The 17,110-nt window shown below is 68.5% G+C and carries 26 protein-coding genes; 18 read left to right on the top strand and 8 right to left on the bottom strand.

Annotated elements, in window-relative coordinates; translation table 11 throughout:
• Window position 1: 1 nt before the first annotated feature.
• From rplB to QTH86_RS15410, 8 genes are all read left to right on the top strand, one after another.
• Window positions 2-826, top strand: coding sequence for a 50S ribosomal protein L2 (rplB, locus tag QTH86_RS15445; protein WP_213958425.1), 825 nt, complete (start codon window positions 2-4; stop codon window positions 824-826).
• An 11-nt stretch (window positions 827-837) separates the two neighbouring features.
• On the top strand, window positions 838-1,116 hold the full coding sequence (rpsS, locus tag QTH86_RS15440; RefSeq protein WP_007838132.1) for a 30S ribosomal protein S19: 279 nt from the start codon (window positions 838-840) through the stop codon (window positions 1,114-1,116).
• A gap of 9 nt (window positions 1,117-1,125) precedes the next feature.
• On the top strand, window positions 1,126-1,458 hold the full coding sequence (gene rplV, locus QTH86_RS15435; RefSeq protein WP_007838134.1) for a 50S ribosomal protein L22: 333 nt from the start codon (window positions 1,126-1,128) through the stop codon (window positions 1,456-1,458).
• Window positions 1,459-1,471: 13 nt separating this feature from the next.
• Window positions 1,472-2,395 carry a 30S ribosomal protein S3 gene (gene rpsC, locus QTH86_RS15430; RefSeq protein ID WP_286647676.1) on the top strand — a complete coding sequence of 308 codons (924 nt, stop codon included), beginning with the start codon at window positions 1,472-1,474 and terminating at the stop codon, window positions 2,393-2,395.
• Window positions 2,396-2,447: 52 nt separating this feature from the next.
• Window positions 2,448-2,864, top strand: a complete 417-nt coding sequence (gene rplP, locus QTH86_RS15425) for a 50S ribosomal protein L16 (protein WP_286647086.1) — start codon at window positions 2,448-2,450, stop codon at window positions 2,862-2,864.
• A 62-nt stretch (window positions 2,865-2,926) separates the two neighbouring features.
• Window positions 2,927-3,133, top strand: coding sequence for a 50S ribosomal protein L29 (rpmC, locus tag QTH86_RS15420; RefSeq protein WP_286647675.1), 207 nt, complete (start codon window positions 2,927-2,929; stop codon window positions 3,131-3,133).
• Between the two features lie 9 nt (window positions 3,134-3,142).
• Entirely contained in the window at window positions 3,143-3,412 is a 270-nt protein-coding gene (rpsQ, locus tag QTH86_RS15415; protein ID WP_262073158.1) for a 30S ribosomal protein S17, read from the top strand.
• A gap of 74 nt (window positions 3,413-3,486) precedes the next feature.
• Window positions 3,487-3,993, top strand: a complete 507-nt coding sequence (locus tag QTH86_RS15410) for a peroxiredoxin (protein WP_286647085.1) — start codon at window positions 3,487-3,489, stop codon at window positions 3,991-3,993.
• A 13-nt stretch (window positions 3,994-4,006) separates the two neighbouring features.
• Here QTH86_RS15410 and QTH86_RS15405 read toward each other — a convergent pair whose 3' ends face one another.
• Both QTH86_RS15405 and QTH86_RS15400 read right to left on the bottom strand, forming a co-directional pair.
• Window positions 4,007-4,585: a GNAT family N-acetyltransferase gene (locus tag QTH86_RS15405; RefSeq protein ID WP_286647084.1), complete on the bottom strand. Its 579-nt coding sequence runs from the start codon at window positions 4,583-4,585 to the stop codon at window positions 4,007-4,009.
• Window positions 4,582-5,286, bottom strand: coding sequence for a cytochrome b/b6 domain-containing protein (locus QTH86_RS15400; protein ID WP_286647083.1), 705 nt, complete (start codon window positions 5,284-5,286; stop codon window positions 4,582-4,584). The genes QTH86_RS15405 and QTH86_RS15400 overlap by 4 nt, the downstream gene beginning before the upstream one ends.
• 149 nt (window positions 5,287-5,435) lie before the next feature.
• Between QTH86_RS15400 and QTH86_RS15395 the strand changes: the two genes are divergently transcribed.
• Window positions 5,436-5,891 carry a c-type cytochrome gene (locus tag QTH86_RS15395; RefSeq protein ID WP_286647082.1) on the top strand — a complete coding sequence of 152 codons (456 nt, stop codon included), beginning with the start codon at window positions 5,436-5,438 and terminating at the stop codon, window positions 5,889-5,891.
• A 72-nt stretch (window positions 5,892-5,963) separates the two neighbouring features.
• Here QTH86_RS15395 and QTH86_RS15390 read toward each other — a convergent pair whose 3' ends face one another.
• Window positions 5,964-6,461 (bottom strand): TlpA disulfide reductase family protein, encoded by a 498-nt coding sequence (locus QTH86_RS15390; RefSeq protein WP_286647081.1) that lies wholly within the window; start codon window positions 6,459-6,461, stop codon window positions 5,964-5,966.
• 12 nt (window positions 6,462-6,473) lie between these two features.
• On the opposite strand from QTH86_RS15390, the gene QTH86_RS15385 reads away from it, so the two are divergent.
• From QTH86_RS15385 to QTH86_RS15345, 9 genes are all read left to right on the top strand, one after another.
• Window positions 6,474-7,178: a DUF4197 domain-containing protein gene (locus QTH86_RS15385; RefSeq protein WP_286647080.1), complete on the top strand. Its 705-nt coding sequence runs from the start codon at window positions 6,474-6,476 to the stop codon at window positions 7,176-7,178.
• Window positions 7,179-7,228: 50 nt separating this feature from the next.
• Entirely contained in the window at window positions 7,229-7,753 is a 525-nt protein-coding gene (locus tag QTH86_RS15380) for a hypothetical protein (RefSeq protein WP_286647079.1), read from the top strand.
• 70 nt (window positions 7,754-7,823) lie between these two features.
• Complete coding sequence (locus QTH86_RS15375; protein WP_286647078.1) at window positions 7,824-8,279, top strand: PTS sugar transporter subunit IIA; 456 nt, start codon at window positions 7,824-7,826, stop codon at window positions 8,277-8,279.
• Window positions 8,248-8,517: an HPr family phosphocarrier protein gene (locus QTH86_RS15370; RefSeq protein ID WP_286647077.1), complete on the top strand. Its 270-nt coding sequence runs from the start codon at window positions 8,248-8,250 to the stop codon at window positions 8,515-8,517. The genes QTH86_RS15375 and QTH86_RS15370 overlap by 32 nt, the downstream gene beginning before the upstream one ends.
• Window positions 8,518-8,608: 91 nt before the next feature.
• Entirely contained in the window at window positions 8,609-10,408 is a 1,800-nt protein-coding gene (gene ptsP, locus QTH86_RS15365) for a phosphoenolpyruvate--protein phosphotransferase (protein WP_286647076.1), read from the top strand.
• A gap of 131 nt (window positions 10,409-10,539) precedes the next feature.
• Window positions 10,540-10,902, top strand: coding sequence for a DUF4148 domain-containing protein (locus tag QTH86_RS15360; RefSeq protein WP_286647075.1), 363 nt, complete (start codon window positions 10,540-10,542; stop codon window positions 10,900-10,902).
• 43 nt (window positions 10,903-10,945) lie between these two features.
• Window positions 10,946-11,401 (top strand): Spy/CpxP family protein refolding chaperone, encoded by a 456-nt coding sequence (locus QTH86_RS15355; RefSeq protein ID WP_286647074.1) that lies wholly within the window; start codon window positions 10,946-10,948, stop codon window positions 11,399-11,401.
• An 87-nt stretch (window positions 11,402-11,488) separates the two neighbouring features.
• On the top strand, window positions 11,489-12,169 hold the full coding sequence (locus tag QTH86_RS15350; protein WP_286647674.1) for a response regulator transcription factor: 681 nt from the start codon (window positions 11,489-11,491) through the stop codon (window positions 12,167-12,169).
• Complete coding sequence (locus QTH86_RS15345) at window positions 12,166-13,578, top strand: sensor histidine kinase (RefSeq protein ID WP_286647073.1); 1,413 nt, start codon at window positions 12,166-12,168, stop codon at window positions 13,576-13,578. The genes QTH86_RS15350 and QTH86_RS15345 overlap by 4 nt, the downstream gene beginning before the upstream one ends.
• Here QTH86_RS15345 and QTH86_RS15340 read toward each other — a convergent pair.
• From QTH86_RS15340 to QTH86_RS15320, 5 genes are all read right to left on the bottom strand, one after another.
• The gene (locus QTH86_RS15340) at window positions 13,510-14,361 is read right to left on the bottom strand and encodes a DMT family transporter (protein ID WP_286647072.1); all 852 of its coding nucleotides are present in this window, start codon (window positions 14,359-14,361) and stop codon (window positions 13,510-13,512) included. The genes QTH86_RS15345 and QTH86_RS15340 overlap by 69 nt on opposite strands.
• A gap of 64 nt (window positions 14,362-14,425) precedes the next feature.
• A complete protein-coding gene (locus QTH86_RS15335) occupies window positions 14,426-15,115 on the bottom strand; it encodes an AraC family transcriptional regulator (protein WP_286647071.1) in 690 nt (229 codons plus the stop codon).
• 10 nt (window positions 15,116-15,125) lie between these two features.
• Complete coding sequence (gene lipA, locus QTH86_RS15330) at window positions 15,126-16,106, bottom strand: lipoyl synthase (RefSeq protein ID WP_286647070.1); 981 nt, start codon at window positions 16,104-16,106, stop codon at window positions 15,126-15,128.
• Window positions 16,107-16,114: 8 nt separating this feature from the next.
• Window positions 16,115-16,807, bottom strand: a complete 693-nt coding sequence (lipB, locus tag QTH86_RS15325; protein ID WP_286647069.1) for a lipoyl(octanoyl) transferase LipB — start codon at window positions 16,805-16,807, stop codon at window positions 16,115-16,117.
• Window positions 16,804-17,106 (bottom strand): YbeD family protein, encoded by a 303-nt coding sequence (locus QTH86_RS15320; protein WP_286647068.1) that lies wholly within the window; start codon window positions 17,104-17,106, stop codon window positions 16,804-16,806. The genes lipB and QTH86_RS15320 overlap by 4 nt, the downstream gene beginning before the upstream one ends.
• Window positions 17,107-17,110: the final 4 nt, after the last annotated feature.

The raw sequence follows: 17,110 nt of genomic DNA, 5'->3' as shown, positions 1-17,110 counted from the left end.
CATGGCCGTCATCAAGATGAAGCCGACTTCGCCGGGCCAACGTGGCGCGGTGAAGATCTCGCGGGACCACCTGTTCAAGGGTGCTCCTCACGCTGCGCTGCTGGAACCTCAGTTCCAGAAAGCCGGCCGTAACAACAACGGTCACATCACGACCCGTCACAAGGGTGGTGGCCACAAGCACCACTATCGCGTGGTGGACTTCGTGCGCAACAAGGACGGCATCCCGGCCAAGGTCGAGCGCATCGAATACGACCCGAACCGCACCGCCCACATCGCGCTGGTGTGCTACGCCGACGGCGAGCGCCGCTACATCATCGCCCCGCGCGGTCTGGAAGCCGGTGCCACGCTGCTGAGCGGTTCGGAAGCCCCGATCCGCGCCGGCAACACGCTGCCGATCCGCAACATCCCCGTGGGTTCGACCATCCATTGCATCGAACTGCAGCCCGGCAAGGGCGCGCAGATCGCTCGCTCGGCCGGCACCTCGGCGACGCTGCTGGCGCGTGAAGGCGTCTACGCTCAAGTGCGCATGCGCTCGGGTGAAGTGCGTCGCGTGCACGTCGAGTGCCGCGCCACGATCGGCGAAGTCGCCAACGAAGAGCACAGCCTGCGCCGTCTGGGCAAGGCCGGTGTGAAGCGTCACATGGGTATCCGTCCGACCGTTCGCGGCGTGGTGATGAACCCGGTCGACCACCCGCACGGTGGTGGCGAGGGCAAGACCGGCGAAGGCCGTCATCCGGTCGACCCGTGGGGCAACCTCACCAAGGGCTATCGCACCCGTAACAACAAGCGCACGCAGGTCTTCATCGTGTCGCGTCGCAAGAAATAAGGGGATAGCACATGACTCGCTCTCTCAAGAAGGGTCCTTTCGTCGACCACCACCTGGTGGCCAAGGCCGACAAGGCCGTGACGACCAAGGACAAGAAGCCGATCAAGACCTGGTCGCGTCGCTCGATGGTCCTGCCCGAGTTCATCGGTCTGACCATTGCCGTTCACAACGGCAAGCAGCACGTGCCCGTGTACATCACCGACCAGATGGTCGGCCACAAGCTCGGCGAATTTGCGCTCACGCGCACGTTCAAGGGGCACCCCGCGGACAAGAAAGTCCAGAAGAAGTAAGGAACGACCATGTCTGAAACACGTGCAGTCCTCCGCGGTGTCCGCCTGTCGGTCGACAAGGGCCGTCTGGTCGCGGACCTCATCCGCGGCAAGAAGGTCGATCAAGCGCTCAACGTTCTGCAGTTCACGCAGAAAAAGGCCGCTGTGATCATCAAGAAGGTGCTCGAGTCGGCGATTGCCAACGCCGAGCACAACGACGGTGCCGACATCGACGAGTTGAAGGTCAAGACCATCTACGTCGAACAAGGTGCCACGCTCAAGCGCTTCACCGCCCGCGCCAAGGGCCGCGGCAACCGCATCAGCAAGCCCACGTGCCATGTGTACGTGACGGTTGGCAACTAAAGGCCGGAAGACTATGGGACAAAAAATCCACCCCACTGGCTTCCGCCTTGCGGTCAGCCGTAACTGGTCCAGCCGCTGGTATGCCAGCAACAAGGACTTCGCCGGCATGCTGGCGGAGGACATCAAGGTGCGCGAGTACCTCAAGAAGAAGCTCAAGAACGCGTCGGTTTCCCGCGTGATGATCGAGCGTCCCGCCAAGAATGCGCGCATCACGATCTACTCGGCACGTCCGGGCGTCGTGATCGGCAAGAAGGGTGAAGACATCGAGAACCTCAAGCGCGAACTCGGCAAGCAGCTGGGTGTGCCGGTCGCAGTGAACATCGAAGAAGTGCGCAAGCCGGAAATCGATGCCAAGCTGATCGCCGACAGCATCACGCAGCAGCTCGAGAAGCGGATCATGTTCCGCCGTGCCATGAAGCGTGCGATGCAGAACGCCATGCGTCTGGGTGCCCAGGGCATCAAGATCATGTCGTCGGGCCGCTTGAACGGCATCGAAATCGCCCGTTGCGAGTGGTACCGCGAAGGTCGCGTGCCGCTTCACACGCTGCGCGCCGACATCGACTACGGCACCTCGGAAGCCAAGACCACGTACGGCGTCATCGGCGTCAAGGTCTGGGTCTACAAGGGCGACACGCTGGGTCGCAACGATCTGCCGGCCGTCGAAACGCCGCGTCCTGACGACGAGCGCCGCCCCCGCGGTCCGCGTCGCGATGGCCGTCCGGGTGGCGACCGTCCGGGTTCGGACCGTCGTGGTCCTGGCCCCCGCGCCGGTGCCCGCGGCCCGATCGGTGGCAACACCGCGCCGGCCGATGGCAGCGACAAGCCCGCAGAAGCCACCGGTGCAGCCGCACCGGGTGCAGACGCCCCGAAACCCGCCGTTAAGCGCGTCCGCAAAGCCGCGCCAGCTGCAGCAGCTGACGGTGCCAAGACCGAGTAATCGGTCGCTCCCAGGCGCGCAAGCGCCTGGGGTCATCACGGAGTAAGAAAACATGCTGCAACCTGCACGTAGAAAGTTCCGCAAGGAACAAAAGGGCCGCAACACCGGTGTTGCGACCACGGGCAATTCGGTCGCCTTCGGCGACTTCGGCCTGAAATGCACCGACCGCGGCCGTCTGACGGCGCGCCAACTCGAAGCGGCACGTCGCGCGATCTCGCGTCACGTGAAGCGCGGTGGCCGCATCTGGATCCGCGTGTTCCCCGACAAGCCGATTTCGACCAAGCCGGCCGAAGTGCGGATGGGTAACGGCAAGGGCAACCCCGAGTACTACGTCGCGGAAATCCAGCCCGGCAAGATCGTGTTCGAGATCGTCGGCGTGCCCGAAGAACTCGCCCGCGAAGCATTCCGCCTGGCCGCTGCCAAGCTGCCGCTGCGTACCACCTTCGTCGCGCGCCAGCTCGGCGCCTGATCGAGGAGAGAACACTCATGGCAACACGTAAGAAGAAGGACGCCGCGGCCAAGCCGGTCAAGGTGTCGAAGGCTGCAGCACTGCGCGAAAAAGACGTCGCCGGCCTGCAGACTGAAATCAAGGATCTGCAGAAGGCGCATTTCGGCCTTCGCATGCAGAAGGCCACGCAACAGCTGTCGAACACCTCGACGCTGCGCGTGACACGTCGCGACATCGCTCGCGCCAAGACCATTCTTGCGCAGAAGTCGCAAGAGACCGCCGCCAAGTAAGGAGCAAACATGACGGAAGCTAAAAAATCCCTCAAGCGCACCTTGATCGGCAAGGTCGTGAGCGACAAGCGTGAGAAGACCGTGACCGTGCTGGTCGAGCGCCGTGTGAAGCACGAGCTCTACGGCAAGATCGTGGCGAAGACCAGCAAGTACCACGCCCATGACGAAAAGGGCGAGTACCACCTGGGCGACACCATCGAGATCACCGAAAGCCGGCCGATCTCGAAGACCAAGAACTGGGTCGTGACCCGCTTGGTCGAGAAGGCCGCCCTGGTCTGACCCTCGGCACACAGCCACCCCGGAAACGGCCCACAATGTGGGCCGTTTTCTTTTTTGTCTGGAGCATTCTCATCATGATCAAAGTCGGCGATTCCCTCCCCTCGGTCACCCTCATGGAGTATTCGGAAGTCGAAGGCGAGGGCTGCAGCATCGGGCCGAATGCCGTGGATGTCACGAAGGCCGCGGCCGGCAAGACGATTGCCGTGTTTGCCCTGCCCGGTGCCTTCACGCCCACCTGCTCGGCCAAGCACGTGCCCGGCTACGTGCAGCACTTCGACGACTTCAAGGCCGCGGGGGTCGACGAGATCTGGTGCCTGAGCGTCAACGACGCCTTCGTGATGGGCGCCTGGGCACGCGACCAGAAGACCGGCACCAAGGTCCGCATGCTGGCCGACGGCAGCGCCGACTTCGCCAAGGCGACCGGCCTGACGCTCGACCTCACCGGCCGCGGCATGGGTCTGCGCAGCAACCGCTACTCGATGCTGGTGAAGGACGGCAAGGTGGCGTCCCTCAATGTCGAGGCGCCGGGCAAGTTCGAGGTCAGCAACGCCGAGACGCTGCTGGCCCAAGCCAAGGGCTGAGCCCGCGCTCGCGCTACAGCTCGACCTTGAGGTAGTGCGAGCCCGCGATCGGGTTGTGATAGTAGGGCGGCACCTCGGTGAAGCCCAGGTCTTCGTAGAGCGCCCGCGCGGATTCCATGTCGTCCAGCGTGTCCAGCAGGACGCATGCGTAGCCCGCGGCACGTCCCGCATCGAGGATGGATTCGGCCAGGCGGCGTCCGAGCCCCAGGCCGCGAAAGCCCGGGCGCACGTAGAGCCGCTTCATCTCCGCGGCATTCGGGTAGTCGGCGGTGTCCAGCGGCCGCAAGGCGCAGCAACCGGCCACATGGGCGGCCCGGCCGTCCGACAAGGTCAGCGCTGGCGTGCCGGGTGCCTCGTGCGCACCGGCATCGACCAGGGCCAGCAAAAGCGCACCTCGAGGCTCGGCATAGTCGCCAGGGAGGCTCTCCAGTTCGTGGTCGAAGTTCTGGAAGCACAGGTCGATGCCGAGTCCCGACGCGTACTCCAGGAAGATCGATCGCGTGGCCGCGAGCGCTGCCGGGTCGTCCGGCGTGAGCAGCACGATGTCGGGCGCGCCAGCCAGCGGGAGGGGGCGGGAGGGCGAGAAGCTCATGGGCGAATGGTGCTGATCCAGGTCGCCACGGCCACGCAACCGGCAAACAGGACCAGGGCTAGCCAGCGCGAGCCGGCACCGTCGCGGCTGGGCGCCACCGGCGTGGCCGACGGAAACAACTTGTCGCCCGTGATCATCGGCGCCACGAGCGTGTGGCGACGCACCACGGCGTAGTACAACACCGCCGCCAGATGAAGCACGATGAGCGCGAGCACGACCCACTTGCCCCATTCGGCGTGCCAACCGGTCGCGAGGCTGCTCACCGCCCCCGACACGGTGTGCGCCAATGGTCCCGCGTAGGTGATCGCGTCGTCGGCCACGAGGCCGGTCGCGACCTGGAGAGCCAGCATGGCCAGCATCGCGAAGACCGAGAGTGCGCCCAGCGGGGTGTGGCCGACGAGATGGTCCGGATGCGCCTGGCCCCGCAGATAGGCCACGACCGAACGCGGCCCGTGGACGAAGGCCGCAAAGCGCGACCAGCGTCCACCGACGAAGCCCCACACGAGCCGGAACAGCAGCAACGCCAGCACCGCATAGCCCAGGCGGAAATGCCACTCCATCACGCCGGTCCAGCCGGTGATCAGGACCCCGGTGACCGTCACAGCCAGCAGCCCGTGGAACAGCCGAGTCGGCAAATCCCAGATGCGCGTGCGCGCCATGCCGGGGTCCGGCATCGCGGGGGAGGGGGCGGGAGGCGTCATCGGGGCATGAAGGGCTGCGGAAGGCGCAGATTAGCAAATCCGCCGTGCGAGCGGGAATTCCCTCGCCCCGCGTTCATCCCATGGTGCGCCCCTAAACTGCCCGCGGCGCCGCGCCGCGGCGTCACCCCACGATACAAAAAAGGAAACCCATGATTCGCCTTGCCACCCTCGCATGTGCCGTGACGCTTGCCGTCTCGGCGCTGCCTGCCCTGGCCCAGCCGCAGAAGTTCGACAAGCCCGAGGACGCGATCAAGTTCCGTCAGGCCACCTTGAAGGAACTGCAGCAGAACTTCAAGCGGGTCGCCGACATGGCGTCCGGCCGCGACGCCTTCAACGCCAAGGTGGCCGACGAGAGTGCCGCTCGTGTGGCTGAACTCATCAAGCAGCCGTGGCCGGCGTTCGGCCCCGGCACCGAGGGCGGCAAGGCGCGCCCGGAAGTCTGGACCGAGCAGGCGAAGTTCCAGGACCTGGCCGGCAAGGCGCAGGGCGAGATGGTCAAGTTGGCCGCCGCCGCCAAGACCGGCAGCCTGGATGCCATCAAGGCCGCCATCGGACCGGCCGGCGCCTCCTGCAAGGCGTGCCACGACAGCTTCCGCGCGCGCTGATCCGCGCCGCACAGCCGGTAGACACACAAAAAAGGCACCTCGCGGTGCCTTTTCTCGATGGCCGTGGACGGTTCAGGCCTCGGCCAACAGCTTCTCGATCAGCTTGTGCAGCTCGGCGAAGTCGGGCTCGCCCACGTAGCGCTTCACGATCTCTCCCCGCTTGTTGACGATGTAGGTCGTCGGCGTGAGTGCCACATCGCCCCAGGCCTTGGCGACGGCACCGGTGTTGTCGATTGCGACCTTGAAGGGCAGCTTGCGCGTTTCGGCGAAGTTCACCACGTAGCTCGGCGGGTCGTAGCTCATGGCCACAGCCAAGGTGTCGTAGCCTTGTGCCTTGTACTTGTCGTAGGTGGCGATCACCTTGGGCATCTCGCCCACGCAGGTCACGCAGCTGGTGGCCCAGAAATTCACCAGCGTCACCTTGCCCTTGAGGTCGTCGGTGGTCTTCTTGCTGCCGTCGAGCAGGACGAAGGTCGATGCCGGGGCGGCCGAGACCCCGGTGCTCAGGTAGACGCCTGCGCCGGCGGCCAGGGCGATCGCAAGGGCGGCGACAGGGATGAATTTTTTCATGGGAGATGATCGATGAAACGCCGCAATTTTAGTTCCGCCTGCCTCGCCGTGCCGGCCTCTCTGGTATTGCTCGCCACGCAGCGCGCCCACGCCTTGTCGCTCGGCGATCTCAGTGCCGCCGATGCCTCGGGCGGCGTCAAGGCTGCGCTCGAGAAAGGCGCCACCGTCGCGGTGAGCCTTCTGGGCCGGCCGGACGGCTTCCTCGGCAATCCCAAGGTGCGCATTCCCTTGCCCGGCTACCTGGAGGACGGCTCGAAAGTGCTGCGCATGATGGGCCAGGGCAGCCGCATCGACGAACTGGTGACGGCCATGAACCGCGCCGCCGAGCAGGCGGTGCCCGCCGCCAAGGACCTGCTGATCAACGCCGTGCGAACCATGAGCGTCACCGATGCGAAGGGCATCCTCACCGGCGGCGACAACTCGGTGACGCAATTCTTCGCCGAGAAGACGCGCGCGCCGTTGACCGAGCGCTTCCTGCCTATCGTGAGCGCTGCCACCGTGAAGGTGAAGCTCGCAGAGAAGTACAACAAGTTCGCCGGCAAGGCCGCGGGCTTCGGCCTGGTGAAGAAGGAGGACGCCAACCTCCAGGGCTATGTCACGGGCAAGTCGCTCGACGGTCTGTACCTCGTGATCGGCGAGGAAGAACGCAAGATCCGCCAGGACCCGGTCGGCAGCGGCAGTGCGATCCTGCAGAAGGTGTTCGGCGCCCTCCGTTGAGAACGCGCGCGACGGCCGGGTCGGCCCGTCGGCTCGATAATCGCGGCCCGATGCGCCTCCCCTCCCGTGCCGGCCTGACGGCCGCCTTTCTCGTCGCTGCCGTTTCGGCGGCGTGCAGCCCGACCTTCAACTGGCGCGAGGTGCCGGTCGGCGACGCCGGCCTGGTCGTCATGCTGCCCTGCAAGCCCGACCGCGCCACCCGTGCCCTGCCGCTGGGCGCGGCGTCGGTCGACGTGGAAGTGGTGGGCTGCGAGGCCGGTGGTGCGACCTTCGCCGTGGCGCATGCGCGTGCCGCGGATGCGGCCCAGGCCGAGGCCTGGCTGACCGCCTGGCGCGCGGCCACGCGCGCGCAGTTGGCCGATGCGCAGCCCACCGAAAGCGCCGCCACGCTGCCGCGCGCCGCGCCGCAACCGGCGCCCGTCCGCCTCGATGGCATCGGCAATGCCCAAGCGCATCTGCGGTGGTTCGCGCAGACACGTGCTGGCGGCGTCTCGCTCTACCAGGCCACGGTGCTCGGCCGGCCATCGGCCGCGGATGCGGTCGCCACCTTCGACGAAGGGCTGCGGCTGCCATGAGTGCCGTCACCGATCGTTCCTCGACTTCCTCGGGCGGCCCGCATAATCGATGCCCGACTCATCGCGCCGCATGAACAGCATCTTCATCATTGCCCACGCTCCGCTCGCTCAGGCGCTGCGTCAGTGTGCGCTGCATGTGTTCCCCGACTGCGAACGCCACATCGCGGCGCTCGACGTGCTGCCCAACGTGTCGCCCGAAGAAACGCTGGCGGCCGCGCGCATCACGCTCGAGATGGCGCTGCGCACCCCGCGCTCGCAGGTGCTCGTGCTGGCCGACGTGTTCGGTGCCACGCCCTGCAACGTCGCGCAGAAGCTGGTCGACGGGGCGCGTTCGCGGCTGGTCGCCGGCGTCAACCTGCCCATGCTGCTGCGCGCGGTGAGCTACCGCAACGAGCCGCTCGATGCGCTGGTGCAGCGGGCCATGGCCGGGGGCACCGCCGGCGTCATGCAAGTCGCGGTTTCCGCTCCTCAGAACCAGGCGAGAAGAAAGCACAGTGATCAAGACATCCGTGACCATCAGCAATAAGCTGGGCCTGCACGCGCGCGCGTCGGCCAAGCTCACCAAGCTCGCCGGCAGCTTCCCGTGCGACGTCTGGCTGGCCCGCGGCGACCGCCGCGTCAATGCCAAGAGCATCATGGGCGTGATGATGCTGGCCGCCGGCATCGGCACGACCGTCGAACTCGAGACGAACGGTGACCAGGAGCAGCCGGCGATGGATGCGCTCGTTGCCCTGATGAACGACAAGTTCGGCGAGGGCGAGTGATGTCGCCCCCCCGCTCCGCACTGCGTGTCGTCGCTGCCCCCCAAGGGGGCGCGGCCGGCTTGGTGCGGCTGTCGCCCGCGCGCCTCATGCCATGACTTTCGCGGTCCACGGCCTCCCGGTCGCCCGAGGCATCGCCATCGGGCGTGCTGTGCTGGTGGTGTCCAGCCGCATCGACGTCGCGCATTACTTCATCAAGCCGGAGCAGGTCGAGACCGAGATCCAGCGCGTGCGCAGCGCGCGCAACGCCGTCGCCGACGAGCTGACCAAGCTGCAGGCCAGCGTCGCGCTGATGGGCCCCAGCGAGGCGCCGCACGAGCTGGCCGCGCTGCTCGAGGTGCACCAGATGCTGCTGCAGGACGAAGCGCTCAGCGACGGCGTCAAGCACTGGATCACCGAACGCCTCTACAACGCCGAATGGGCGCTCACCACCCAGCTCGAGGTCATCGCGCGCCAGTTCGACGAGATGGAGGACGAGTACCTGCGCGAGCGCAAGGCCGACCTGGAGCAGGTCGTCGAGCGCATGCTGCATCGCATGAAGGGCACCGCCGCCGTGCTGGCGCCGACGCCGCCCAAGCGCAAGCGCGCGGCGGCCGACGACGAGCACCACGACCCGACCAGCGGTGAAGGCGTCGATGCCCCGCTGGTGCTGATCGCGCATGACCTGTCGCCCGCCGACATGCTGCAGTTCAAGAAGAGCGTGTTCGCCGGCTTCGTGACCGACGTCGGCGGCCGCACCTCGCACACCGCCATCGTCGCGCGCAGCATGGACATCCCGGCGGTGGTCGGCGCCCGCACGGCGAGCCAGCTGGTGCGGCAGGACGACTGGGTGATCATCGACGGCGATGCCGGCGTGGTGATCGTCGACCCGTCGCCGATCATCCTGGCCGAGTACGGGTTCAAGCAACGCCAGGGCGAACTCGAGCGCGGCCGTCTCACGCGCCTGCGCCACAAGCCGGCCGTCACGCTCGACGGTGAGCGCGTCGACCTGCTCGCCAACATCGAGATGCCCGAAGACACCCTCGGTGCGGTCAAGGCCGGCGCGGTGGGGGTCGGCCTCTTTCGCAGCGAATTCCTCTTCATGGCGCGCGAGGCGCAGCAGCTCACGCGCCTGCCCGACGAGGAGGAGCAGTACCAGGCCTACCGGCGCGCGGTCGAGGGCATGCAGGGCATGCCCGTGACCATCCGCACCATCGACGTCGGCGCCGACAAGCCGCTCGACGGCAAGGCGGCCCGGCAGGAGCACCTGAACCCGGCGCTGGGGCTGCGCGCCATCCGCTGGAGCCTGGCCGACCCGGCCATGTTCCTGACCCAGCTGCGGGCCATCCTGCGGGCCGCCGCCCATGGCGAGATCCACCTGCTCATCCCGATGCTGGCGCACGCCAGCGAGATCCGCCAGACGCTCGCGCTCATCGACGAGGCGCGCGCGCAGCTCGACCGGCGCGGTGCGGTGTACGGCGTGGTGAAGCTCGGCGCCATGATCGAGATTCCGGCCGCCGCCTTGACGCTGCGGACCTTCCTCAAGCACTTCGACTTCCTGTCGATCGGCACCAACGACCTGATCCAGTACACGCTGGCCATCGACCGCGCCGACGAAGCGGTGGCGCACCTGTACGACCCGGCGCATCCGGCCGTGCTGCGCCTGGTGGCCGACACCATCGCCGAGTGCCGTCGGCAGGGCAAGGGCGTGAGCGTGTGCGGCGAGATGGCCGGCGACGTGACGTTCACGCGCCTGCTGCTCGGCCTGGGGCTGCGCAGCTTCTCGATGCACCCGTCGCAGATCCTCGCGGTCAAGCAGGAGGTGCTGCGGGCCGACGCCGGCAAGCTCGCGTCCTGGGCGCAGAGCGTCCTCGAGGCCGACGATCCGGCCGCCGTGCTCAGCGCGCCGCGCTGAACGGCGTCCCGCGCGCCGCGCTGCCGGCGTCGCAATAAAACGAAACACGCCGATACGGCGGCGAAAGGACTTCGCCGCACGCGGATCGCACCATCGAGGCTCCTTCACTTCCTTGAGACCAGGAGCCCGACATGACCGTTCGCCAGACCTTCCTCGCCATCTCCGCCATCGCGCTGCTCGGCACCTCAGCCGCCCAGGCCGAGAGCTACCAAGGGGTGCTGGTGGCGCCGCGGGATCGCAGCCGCGCCGACGTGATGCACGACGCCATGCGCACGGCCCATGCACCCGACCAGAACGTGGTGCGCGGTTCGCGCGGTGCGGAGCCGATCGGCGTGTCGCAGGACCGCGCCGCGGCGCGGAGCGAGGCCGTGCGCGCCGCGGCGGCACCCGACCAGAACGTGAGTGCGGGTTCGCGCGTCAACAGCCGCGTGGTGTCTACCCAGCCGCACCCCCTGGATGTGCGCGCGGAACGCCGCGCTGGCGGCAGCCTGTGAACGCGCCGGCGTCCCATCACTCGACCATCACGGAAACCGCATCATGAAGACATGGATTCAACGCAGCCTCGTCGGCCTTTTCGGCGGCGCCCTGGTGGTCGGCAGCATCGCCGGCTGTGCCGCCCAGCGCCACGGCTGGGGGCACGGCGATCCGGCCGAGCTCCGCGCCCGGATGGTCGAGCGGGTCGGCAGCAAGCTCGACCTCGACGCCTCGCAGAAGCAGAAGCTCGAGGTGCTGGCCGACAAGCTGCAGGCGCAGCGCGCGGCCCTGCGCGGCGGCGGCGACCCGCGGGCGCAGTTCAAGACGCTGTTCGCGGGCAGCACCTTCGACCAGGCCAGCGCCACACGGCTGGTGGAAGAAAAGACGGCGGCCCTGCGCACCGGCAGCCCCGAGGTCATCGCCGCCGCTGCCGACTTCTTCGACCACCTGCGGCCCGCGCAGCAGCAGCAGGTGCGCGACTTCATGGAACGCGGTCGCCGCTGGGGCCGGCATGGTTGAGGTGGCCGCATGCGCCGCGTTGCGCCGATGCCCGCGGGCCTGATCGCCGGCCTGCTGTGGGCCGGCGTCGCTAGGCACAATCCGCTCATGTCCCGCATCCTGCTGATCGACGACGACGAACACCTGGCCGCGCCGTTGGCCACCTACTTCGCGCGCTTCGACTGCGTGCTCGACAGTGCGACGCGGCCGAGCGACGGGCTGGCCAAGCTGCGGGCCGCGCACTACGACGCCGCCATCCTCGACGTGATGCTGCCCGAGATGGACGGCTTCGCACTGTGCCGCGCGATCCGTGCGGAGAGCGACATTCCCATCGTGATGCTCACGGCGCGGGGCGACGTGATGGACCGGGTGGTCGGGCTCGAACTCGGTGCCGACGACTACCTGCCCAAGCCCTTCGAGCCGCGCGAGCTGGTGGCGCGCGTGCAGACCATCCTGCGGCGACAGCGCAAACCCACCGTGCCGGCGGCGACGCCGCAGCGCTTGGTCTTCGACGGACTCGTGGTCGACCTCGACCGCCGCGAGGTGCTGCGCCAGGGCGAGCGGGTGGAGCTCACCGGCACCGAATTCGAGTTGCTGGCATTGCTTGCGCGGCAGCCGGGCAAGGTGTGGAACCGCGACGACATCCTGAACCAGCTGCGTGGCCAGGAGGCCGAGCTGTACACGCGCGCCGTCGACATCGTGATCAGCCGGCTGCGCAAGAAGCTCGAGCCACTCGACTGCATCAAGACGCTGCGCAACGCGGGCTACGCACTGGCCGTCGCCCCATGAGGCGCCGCGCGAGCGCCGAGCGCCGCTGGCGGCACCGCTGGAAGCATTCGCTGCGGCTGCGGCTCATCACCGTGTTCGTGCTGCTCGCGCTGGCCATGGGCGTCGTGTTCCTGGGCGGCATGCAACGCGTCTTTACGACCGGCTGGCGTGACGCGGCCAAGCCGCTGCTGGTCGACTACACCGATCGCCTGGTGGCCGAGATCGGCAGTCCGCCCGACATCGCGCGTGCGCAGGCGCTGGTCGCGCGGCTGCCGATCACGATCCGCATCGACGGGCCGACGGTGCAGTGGGACTCGCACCCGGACAAGGACCGCCGCGGCTGGTGGTCCGACCGGCACGACCGGCGGGCGACGGGCGATGACGGCGACGGGGCGCCGCGCGACGCCTGGTTCCGCCGCAGCACCGCGGACGGCCACGTCGTCACCTTCGGCCTAGGCGCCTCGCCGTGGCAGGACAAGCCGCACGGCATCGGCTGGCTGACGCTGGCGCTGCTGCTTGCGCTCATCCTGGCCGCCTATGGCTATGTGCGCAAGCTGCTGCGCCCGCTCGACGACATCCGCATCGGCGCCGAGCGCTTCGGCCGCGGCGACTTCGACCAGCCCATTCCGCTGCGGCGGCGCGATGAGCTGGGCGACCTGGCACAGCGCATCAACACGATGGCGCACGACATCCGCGGCATGCTCGACGCCAAGCGCGCGCTGCTGCTGGCGCTCAGCCACGAGCTGCGCTCGCCGCTCACCCGCGCGCGGCTCAATGCCGAGCTGCTGCCCGCCACCGACGAGGGCGCGGTCGAACGTGACGCACTGCTGCGCGACCTCAACGAGATGCGCGACCTGATCACCGACCTGCTCGAAAGCGAGCGCCTGGCCGGCCCGCACACCGCCCTGCACCGCGAACCGGTCGACCTGGCCGCACTGGTCCGCGACAGCGCGGGCGAAATGCCGGGCGCCGTCACGGTGCGGCTCGATCTGGCAGACAACTTGCCGACGCTGGCGCTCGACCGCACGCGCATGCGGCTCCTGGTGCGCAACCTGCTGGACAACGCGCAGCGCTACGGCGCCGGGGCCGTGCAGCCCCCGGTGTTGAGCCTGCGGCCTGCCGCCGATGGGGGCGTCGTGCTTGAGGTGCGCGACTTCGGTCCGGGCGTCGACGATGCGCAGCTCGCGCACCTCACCGAGCCCTTCTTCCGCGCCGACAGTGCGCGGCAACGCACCACCGGCGGTGTCGGGCTCGGCATGTACCTGTGCCGGCTGGTGGCGGAGGCGCATGGCGGCACGCTGCAGGTGCGTCAGGCACGGCCGGGGCTCGCCGTCGAGGTGCGCCTGCCGCCCGAGGGCGTGTCAGCGGGCCCGCGTGCCGATCACGGCGGCCGAGATGATCATCAGAGCGGCCAGCGCGATCGTCCATGACAGCGGTCGGCCGGTCAGCACCAGCAGCAGGCCGGTCGACGCCAGCGGCGTGAGGTAGCTCAGGATGCCGATCTGCCGCGCATCGCCGCGCTTCAAGGCCATGTCCCACAGGTAGAAGGCGGCGCCGAGCGGGCCGAGGCCGCACAGCGCGATCAGCACGAGGTCGCGCGTGCTCAGCGTCACCGACGGTTCCAGTGCGGCGTGGCAGCCCAGCGCCAGCAGACCGGACACCAGCCCGAACAGGCCGATCGCCGCCGTTGGAAAGGCGGGCACCCGCTGCGTCCACAGCGAATAACTGGCCCAGATGAAAGCCGAGCCCAGCGCCGGCACGAAACCCCAGTACGCGGGCGTGGCGCCCATCGTCACGCCGCCGCCACGCGCGCCGAGGATGGCGATGGCCGCGCCGGCGAAGCCCAGCAGCGCCGCGACCACATGCAGCGGTCGCAGCGTGATGCCCTTGAGCAGCAGCGGGGCGAGCACCACCATGAAGAGCGGCCACAGGTAATTCACCAGGTTCGCCTCCACCGGCGGCGCGTGGCGCAGCGCGACGAAGAGCAGGAAGTGGAAACCGAACAGGCCGTAGAGGCCCAGCGCCAGCGTGCGCGGCGGCACGGCCCAGGCGCGGCGATCGCGCAGCAGGTGCGGCAGGCTCAGCACGCTGCCGATCGCCAGGGCCAACCCGGTCAGGAGGAAGGGCGGCACGTGCGAGAGCGCGGTGCCCAGCGAGGCGAGCGTGGCCCAGAAGGCGATGGCGCCGAGCGCGAGCAGGGTGGCGGGGGACATGCGCCGAGCTTAGAGGGCCCGGTCGTCGCATGGCGACGGCGCATCGTCGCGCAACGCGCCTCGTTCAGCCGTCGGGTTGAGCCTGGCGACGCAGGGCGGCGGTGAGCGCCGAGGGTGAGCGGTAGCCGGTGCGGCGAGCCGTCTCGGCGACGCTGGTGCCGGCGTCGCGCAGTACGCGCGCCTGCGCCAGCCGAAGGCCGCGCAGCCAGTGCATCGCACTCGTGCCCATCTCGTCGCGGCAGCGCGCGTTGAACTGGCTGGCACTGAGGCAGCAGCGCGCCGCCAGCGCGGCGACGTCGAGCGGTGCGTCGTGCCGGGTGGTCGCCCAGGCGGCGAGGGCGGCCCAGTCGACGGGGCGCCGTGCGCTGCGCGGCGTCGGCGTGCCGTGCCAGGCCTCGAGCAGCAGCAGGGGCCCGTAGAGCGTGGCCAGCGGGTGGTCCTGTGTGACGCTCTGGGCGAGGCATTGCGCTAGGGCGCGCGCCTGGGGCGACGGCGTGGCCTGCCCGGCATGCTGCGCCCAGGCGCTCAGGGTGCTGTCGAGCACCAGGCAGCGGCTGCTGCCGTCGGCGCCGAAGTCGTGGCGCTCGCCCGGCGGGATCACGCAGCCGTCGCCAGCGGCGATGCGCCGGCCGCGTCCTTCGACCTCGAGTTCGAGCACGCCGTCCAGGCCGATCAGCACCTGGAAGTGGTCGTGTGCATGGCTGCCGTGCGATGCGCCGTAGTGGCGCAGCGTCAGGGTGCCACCGGCGGCCATGGCGCGGGCCTCAGACGCCGGCGGCGTGCGCCTGTTCGTCGGCGTGGTAGCTCGAGCGCACCATCGCGCCCACGGCCGCGTGGCTGAAGCCCATCTTGTAGGCCTCTTCCTCGAACATCTTGAAGGTATCGGGGTGCACGTAGCGGCGCACCGGCAGGTGCGAGTTCGACGGCGACAGGTACTGGCCGATGGTCAGCATGTCGATGTCGTGCGCGCGCATGTCGCGCATCACCTGCAGGATCTCTTCGTCGGTTTCGCCCAGGCCGACCATGATGCCGCTCTTGGTCGGCACGTTCGGGTGCAGCGCCTTGAATTTCTTGAGCAGGTTCAGGCTGAACTGGTAGTCGCTGCCCGGGCGCGCTTCCTTGTAGAGGCGCGGCGCGGTCTCCAGGTTGTGGTTCATCACGTCCGGCGGGGCGGCCTTGAGGATCTCCAGTGCGCGGTCGTCGCGGCCGCGGAAGTCGGGCACCAGGATCTCGATCTGCGTCATCGGCGAGAGCTCGCGGATGTTGCGGATGCACTCGACGAAGTGGCCGCTGCCGCCGTCGCGCAGGTCGTCGCGGTCGACGCTGGTGATCACCACGTACTTCAGGCGCAGCTTGGCGATGGTGCGCGCCAGATTCAGCGGCTCGTCCTGGTCGAGCGGGTCGGGCCGCCCGTGGCCGACGTCGCAGAACGGGCAGCGGCGCGTGCACTTGTCGCCCATGATCATGAACGTCGCCGTGCCCTTGCCGAAGCATTCGCCGATGTTCGGGCAGGAGGCTTCCTCGCACACCGTGTGGAGGTTGTTCTCGCGCAGGATCTGCTTGATCTCGTAGAAACGCGTGGTCGGCGAGCCGGCCTTCACGCGGATCCATTCCGGCTTCTTGAGCATCTCGCCCTGGACCACCTTCACCGGGATGCGCGACAGCTTGGCGCCGGCCTTCTGCTTGGCCAGCGGGTTGTAGTTTTCGGCGCTTTGCGCCTCGCGGACGACTTCGGTGGTGCTCATAGGGGCTCTCAAGGCGCCAGGTAGGTGACGAGCTTCTGGCTCAGCACGTGCGCGGCTTCTTCCCAGGGGATGTGGACCCCGATTGTAGAAAGGTCGACCGTTCGCAGCCCTGCGTAGCCGCAAGGGTTGATGCGGGAGAAGGGTTCCAGGTCCATCGCGACATTGAAGGACACGCCGTGGTACGTGCCATGACGCGCCACCTTGATGCCCAGCGCGGCGATCTTGCCGAGGCCGCGGAACGGGTCCGCCGGCGAGAAGGGGCCGGTCAGCGCGGCATGGGAGAACGGGTCGTCCAGCCGCACGTAGATGCCGGGCGACCCGGCCACGCGGTGCCCCGTCACGCCGAAGTGCGCCAGCGTGCGGAGCACCGATTCCTCGATGCGGTAGACGTACTCCTTCACGAAGTAGCCGGTGCGGCGCAGGTCGAGCAACGGATAGGCCACCACCTGCCCCGGGCCGTGGTACGTCACCTGCCCACCCCGGTCGGTCTGGACGACCGGGATCGCGCCGGGGTTCAGCAGGTGGTCGGCCTTGCCGGCCAGGCCCTGCGTGAAGACCGGGGGGTGCTCGCACAGCCACAGCACGTCGGGCGTGTGCTCGCCGCGCTCGGCGGCGAAGCGTCGCATCGCGTCGTAGGTCTCCAGGTACTCGACGTGGCCGAGCAGCGTCGGCGCCAGCGTGGGCCGCACGGCCAGGGTCAAAGCACCACCTTCACCATCGGATGCGACGACAAGGTGCGGTAGATGTCGTCGAGCTGCTCGCGGCTGGTGGCCGTCACGGTGATGGTCACGCCCAGGTAGTTGCCTTCCTTGCTGGTGCGCAGCTCGATCGTGCTGGCGTCGAACTGCGGGTCGAACTTCTCGGCGACCTGCGTGACCGCATGGACGAAGCCGTCGACCTTGGCGCCCATCACCTTGATCGGGAACAGGGAGGGGTACTCGATCAGCGACTCCTTGCGGATGTCGGTCGGGGTGTCAGGCGTCGGGGCTGGAGTCGTCATGGGC

This window comes from Variovorax sp. J2L1-78, from assembly GCF_030317205.1.
Classification (GTDB): Bacteria; Pseudomonadota; Gammaproteobacteria; order Burkholderiales; family Burkholderiaceae_C; genus Variovorax; species Variovorax arabinosiphilus.
Note: the sequence above shows the minus strand (reverse complement) of the source record. Positions and strands in the feature narration are given on the sequence as shown.

Excerpts from the sequence above, each read along its gene's own strand:
- rplB (WP_213958425.1), top strand. The coding sequence starts at position 2 with ATGGCCGTCATCAAGATGAAGCCGACTTCGCCGGGCCAACGTGGCGCG.
- rpsS (WP_007838132.1), top strand. The coding sequence starts at position 838 with ATGACTCGCTCTCTCAAGAAGGGTCCTTTCGTCGACCACCACCTGGTG.
- rplV (WP_007838134.1), top strand. The coding sequence starts at position 1,126 with ATGTCTGAAACACGTGCAGTCCTCCGCGGTGTCCGCCTGTCGGTCGAC.
- rpsC (WP_286647676.1), top strand. The coding sequence starts at position 1,472 with ATGGGACAAAAAATCCACCCCACTGGCTTCCGCCTTGCGGTCAGCCGT.
- rplP (WP_286647086.1), top strand. The coding sequence starts at position 2,448 with ATGCTGCAACCTGCACGTAGAAAGTTCCGCAAGGAACAAAAGGGCCGC.
- rpsQ (WP_262073158.1), top strand. The coding sequence starts at position 3,143 with ATGACGGAAGCTAAAAAATCCCTCAAGCGCACCTTGATCGGCAAGGTC.
- QTH86_RS15410 (WP_286647085.1), top strand. The coding sequence starts at position 3,487 with ATGATCAAAGTCGGCGATTCCCTCCCCTCGGTCACCCTCATGGAGTAT.
- QTH86_RS15405 (WP_286647084.1), bottom strand. The coding sequence starts at position 4,585 with ATGAGCTTCTCGCCCTCCCGCCCCCTCCCGCTGGCTGGCGCGCCCGAC.
- QTH86_RS15400 (WP_286647083.1), bottom strand. The coding sequence starts at position 5,286 with ATGACGCCTCCCGCCCCCTCCCCCGCGATGCCGGACCCCGGCATGGCG.
- QTH86_RS15395 (WP_286647082.1), top strand. The coding sequence starts at position 5,436 with ATGATTCGCCTTGCCACCCTCGCATGTGCCGTGACGCTTGCCGTCTCG.
- QTH86_RS15390 (WP_286647081.1), bottom strand. The coding sequence starts at position 6,461 with ATGAAAAAATTCATCCCTGTCGCCGCCCTTGCGATCGCCCTGGCCGCC.
- QTH86_RS15385 (WP_286647080.1), top strand. The coding sequence starts at position 6,474 with ATGAAACGCCGCAATTTTAGTTCCGCCTGCCTCGCCGTGCCGGCCTCT.
- QTH86_RS15380 (WP_286647079.1), top strand. The coding sequence starts at position 7,229 with ATGCGCCTCCCCTCCCGTGCCGGCCTGACGGCCGCCTTTCTCGTCGCT.
- QTH86_RS15375 (WP_286647078.1), top strand. The coding sequence starts at position 7,824 with ATGAACAGCATCTTCATCATTGCCCACGCTCCGCTCGCTCAGGCGCTG.
- ptsP (WP_286647076.1), top strand. The coding sequence starts at position 8,609 with ATGACTTTCGCGGTCCACGGCCTCCCGGTCGCCCGAGGCATCGCCATC.
- QTH86_RS15360 (WP_286647075.1), top strand. The coding sequence starts at position 10,540 with ATGACCGTTCGCCAGACCTTCCTCGCCATCTCCGCCATCGCGCTGCTC.
- QTH86_RS15355 (WP_286647074.1), top strand. The coding sequence starts at position 10,946 with ATGAAGACATGGATTCAACGCAGCCTCGTCGGCCTTTTCGGCGGCGCC.
- QTH86_RS15350 (WP_286647674.1), top strand. The coding sequence starts at position 11,489 with ATGTCCCGCATCCTGCTGATCGACGACGACGAACACCTGGCCGCGCCG.
- QTH86_RS15345 (WP_286647073.1), top strand. The coding sequence starts at position 12,166 with ATGAGGCGCCGCGCGAGCGCCGAGCGCCGCTGGCGGCACCGCTGGAAG.
- QTH86_RS15340 (WP_286647072.1), bottom strand. The coding sequence starts at position 14,361 with ATGTCCCCCGCCACCCTGCTCGCGCTCGGCGCCATCGCCTTCTGGGCC.
- QTH86_RS15335 (WP_286647071.1), bottom strand. The coding sequence starts at position 15,115 with ATGGCCGCCGGTGGCACCCTGACGCTGCGCCACTACGGCGCATCGCAC.
- lipA (WP_286647070.1), bottom strand. The coding sequence starts at position 16,106 with ATGAGCACCACCGAAGTCGTCCGCGAGGCGCAAAGCGCCGAAAACTAC.
- QTH86_RS15320 (WP_286647068.1), bottom strand. The coding sequence starts at position 17,106 with ATGACGACTCCAGCCCCGACGCCTGACACCCCGACCGACATCCGCAAG.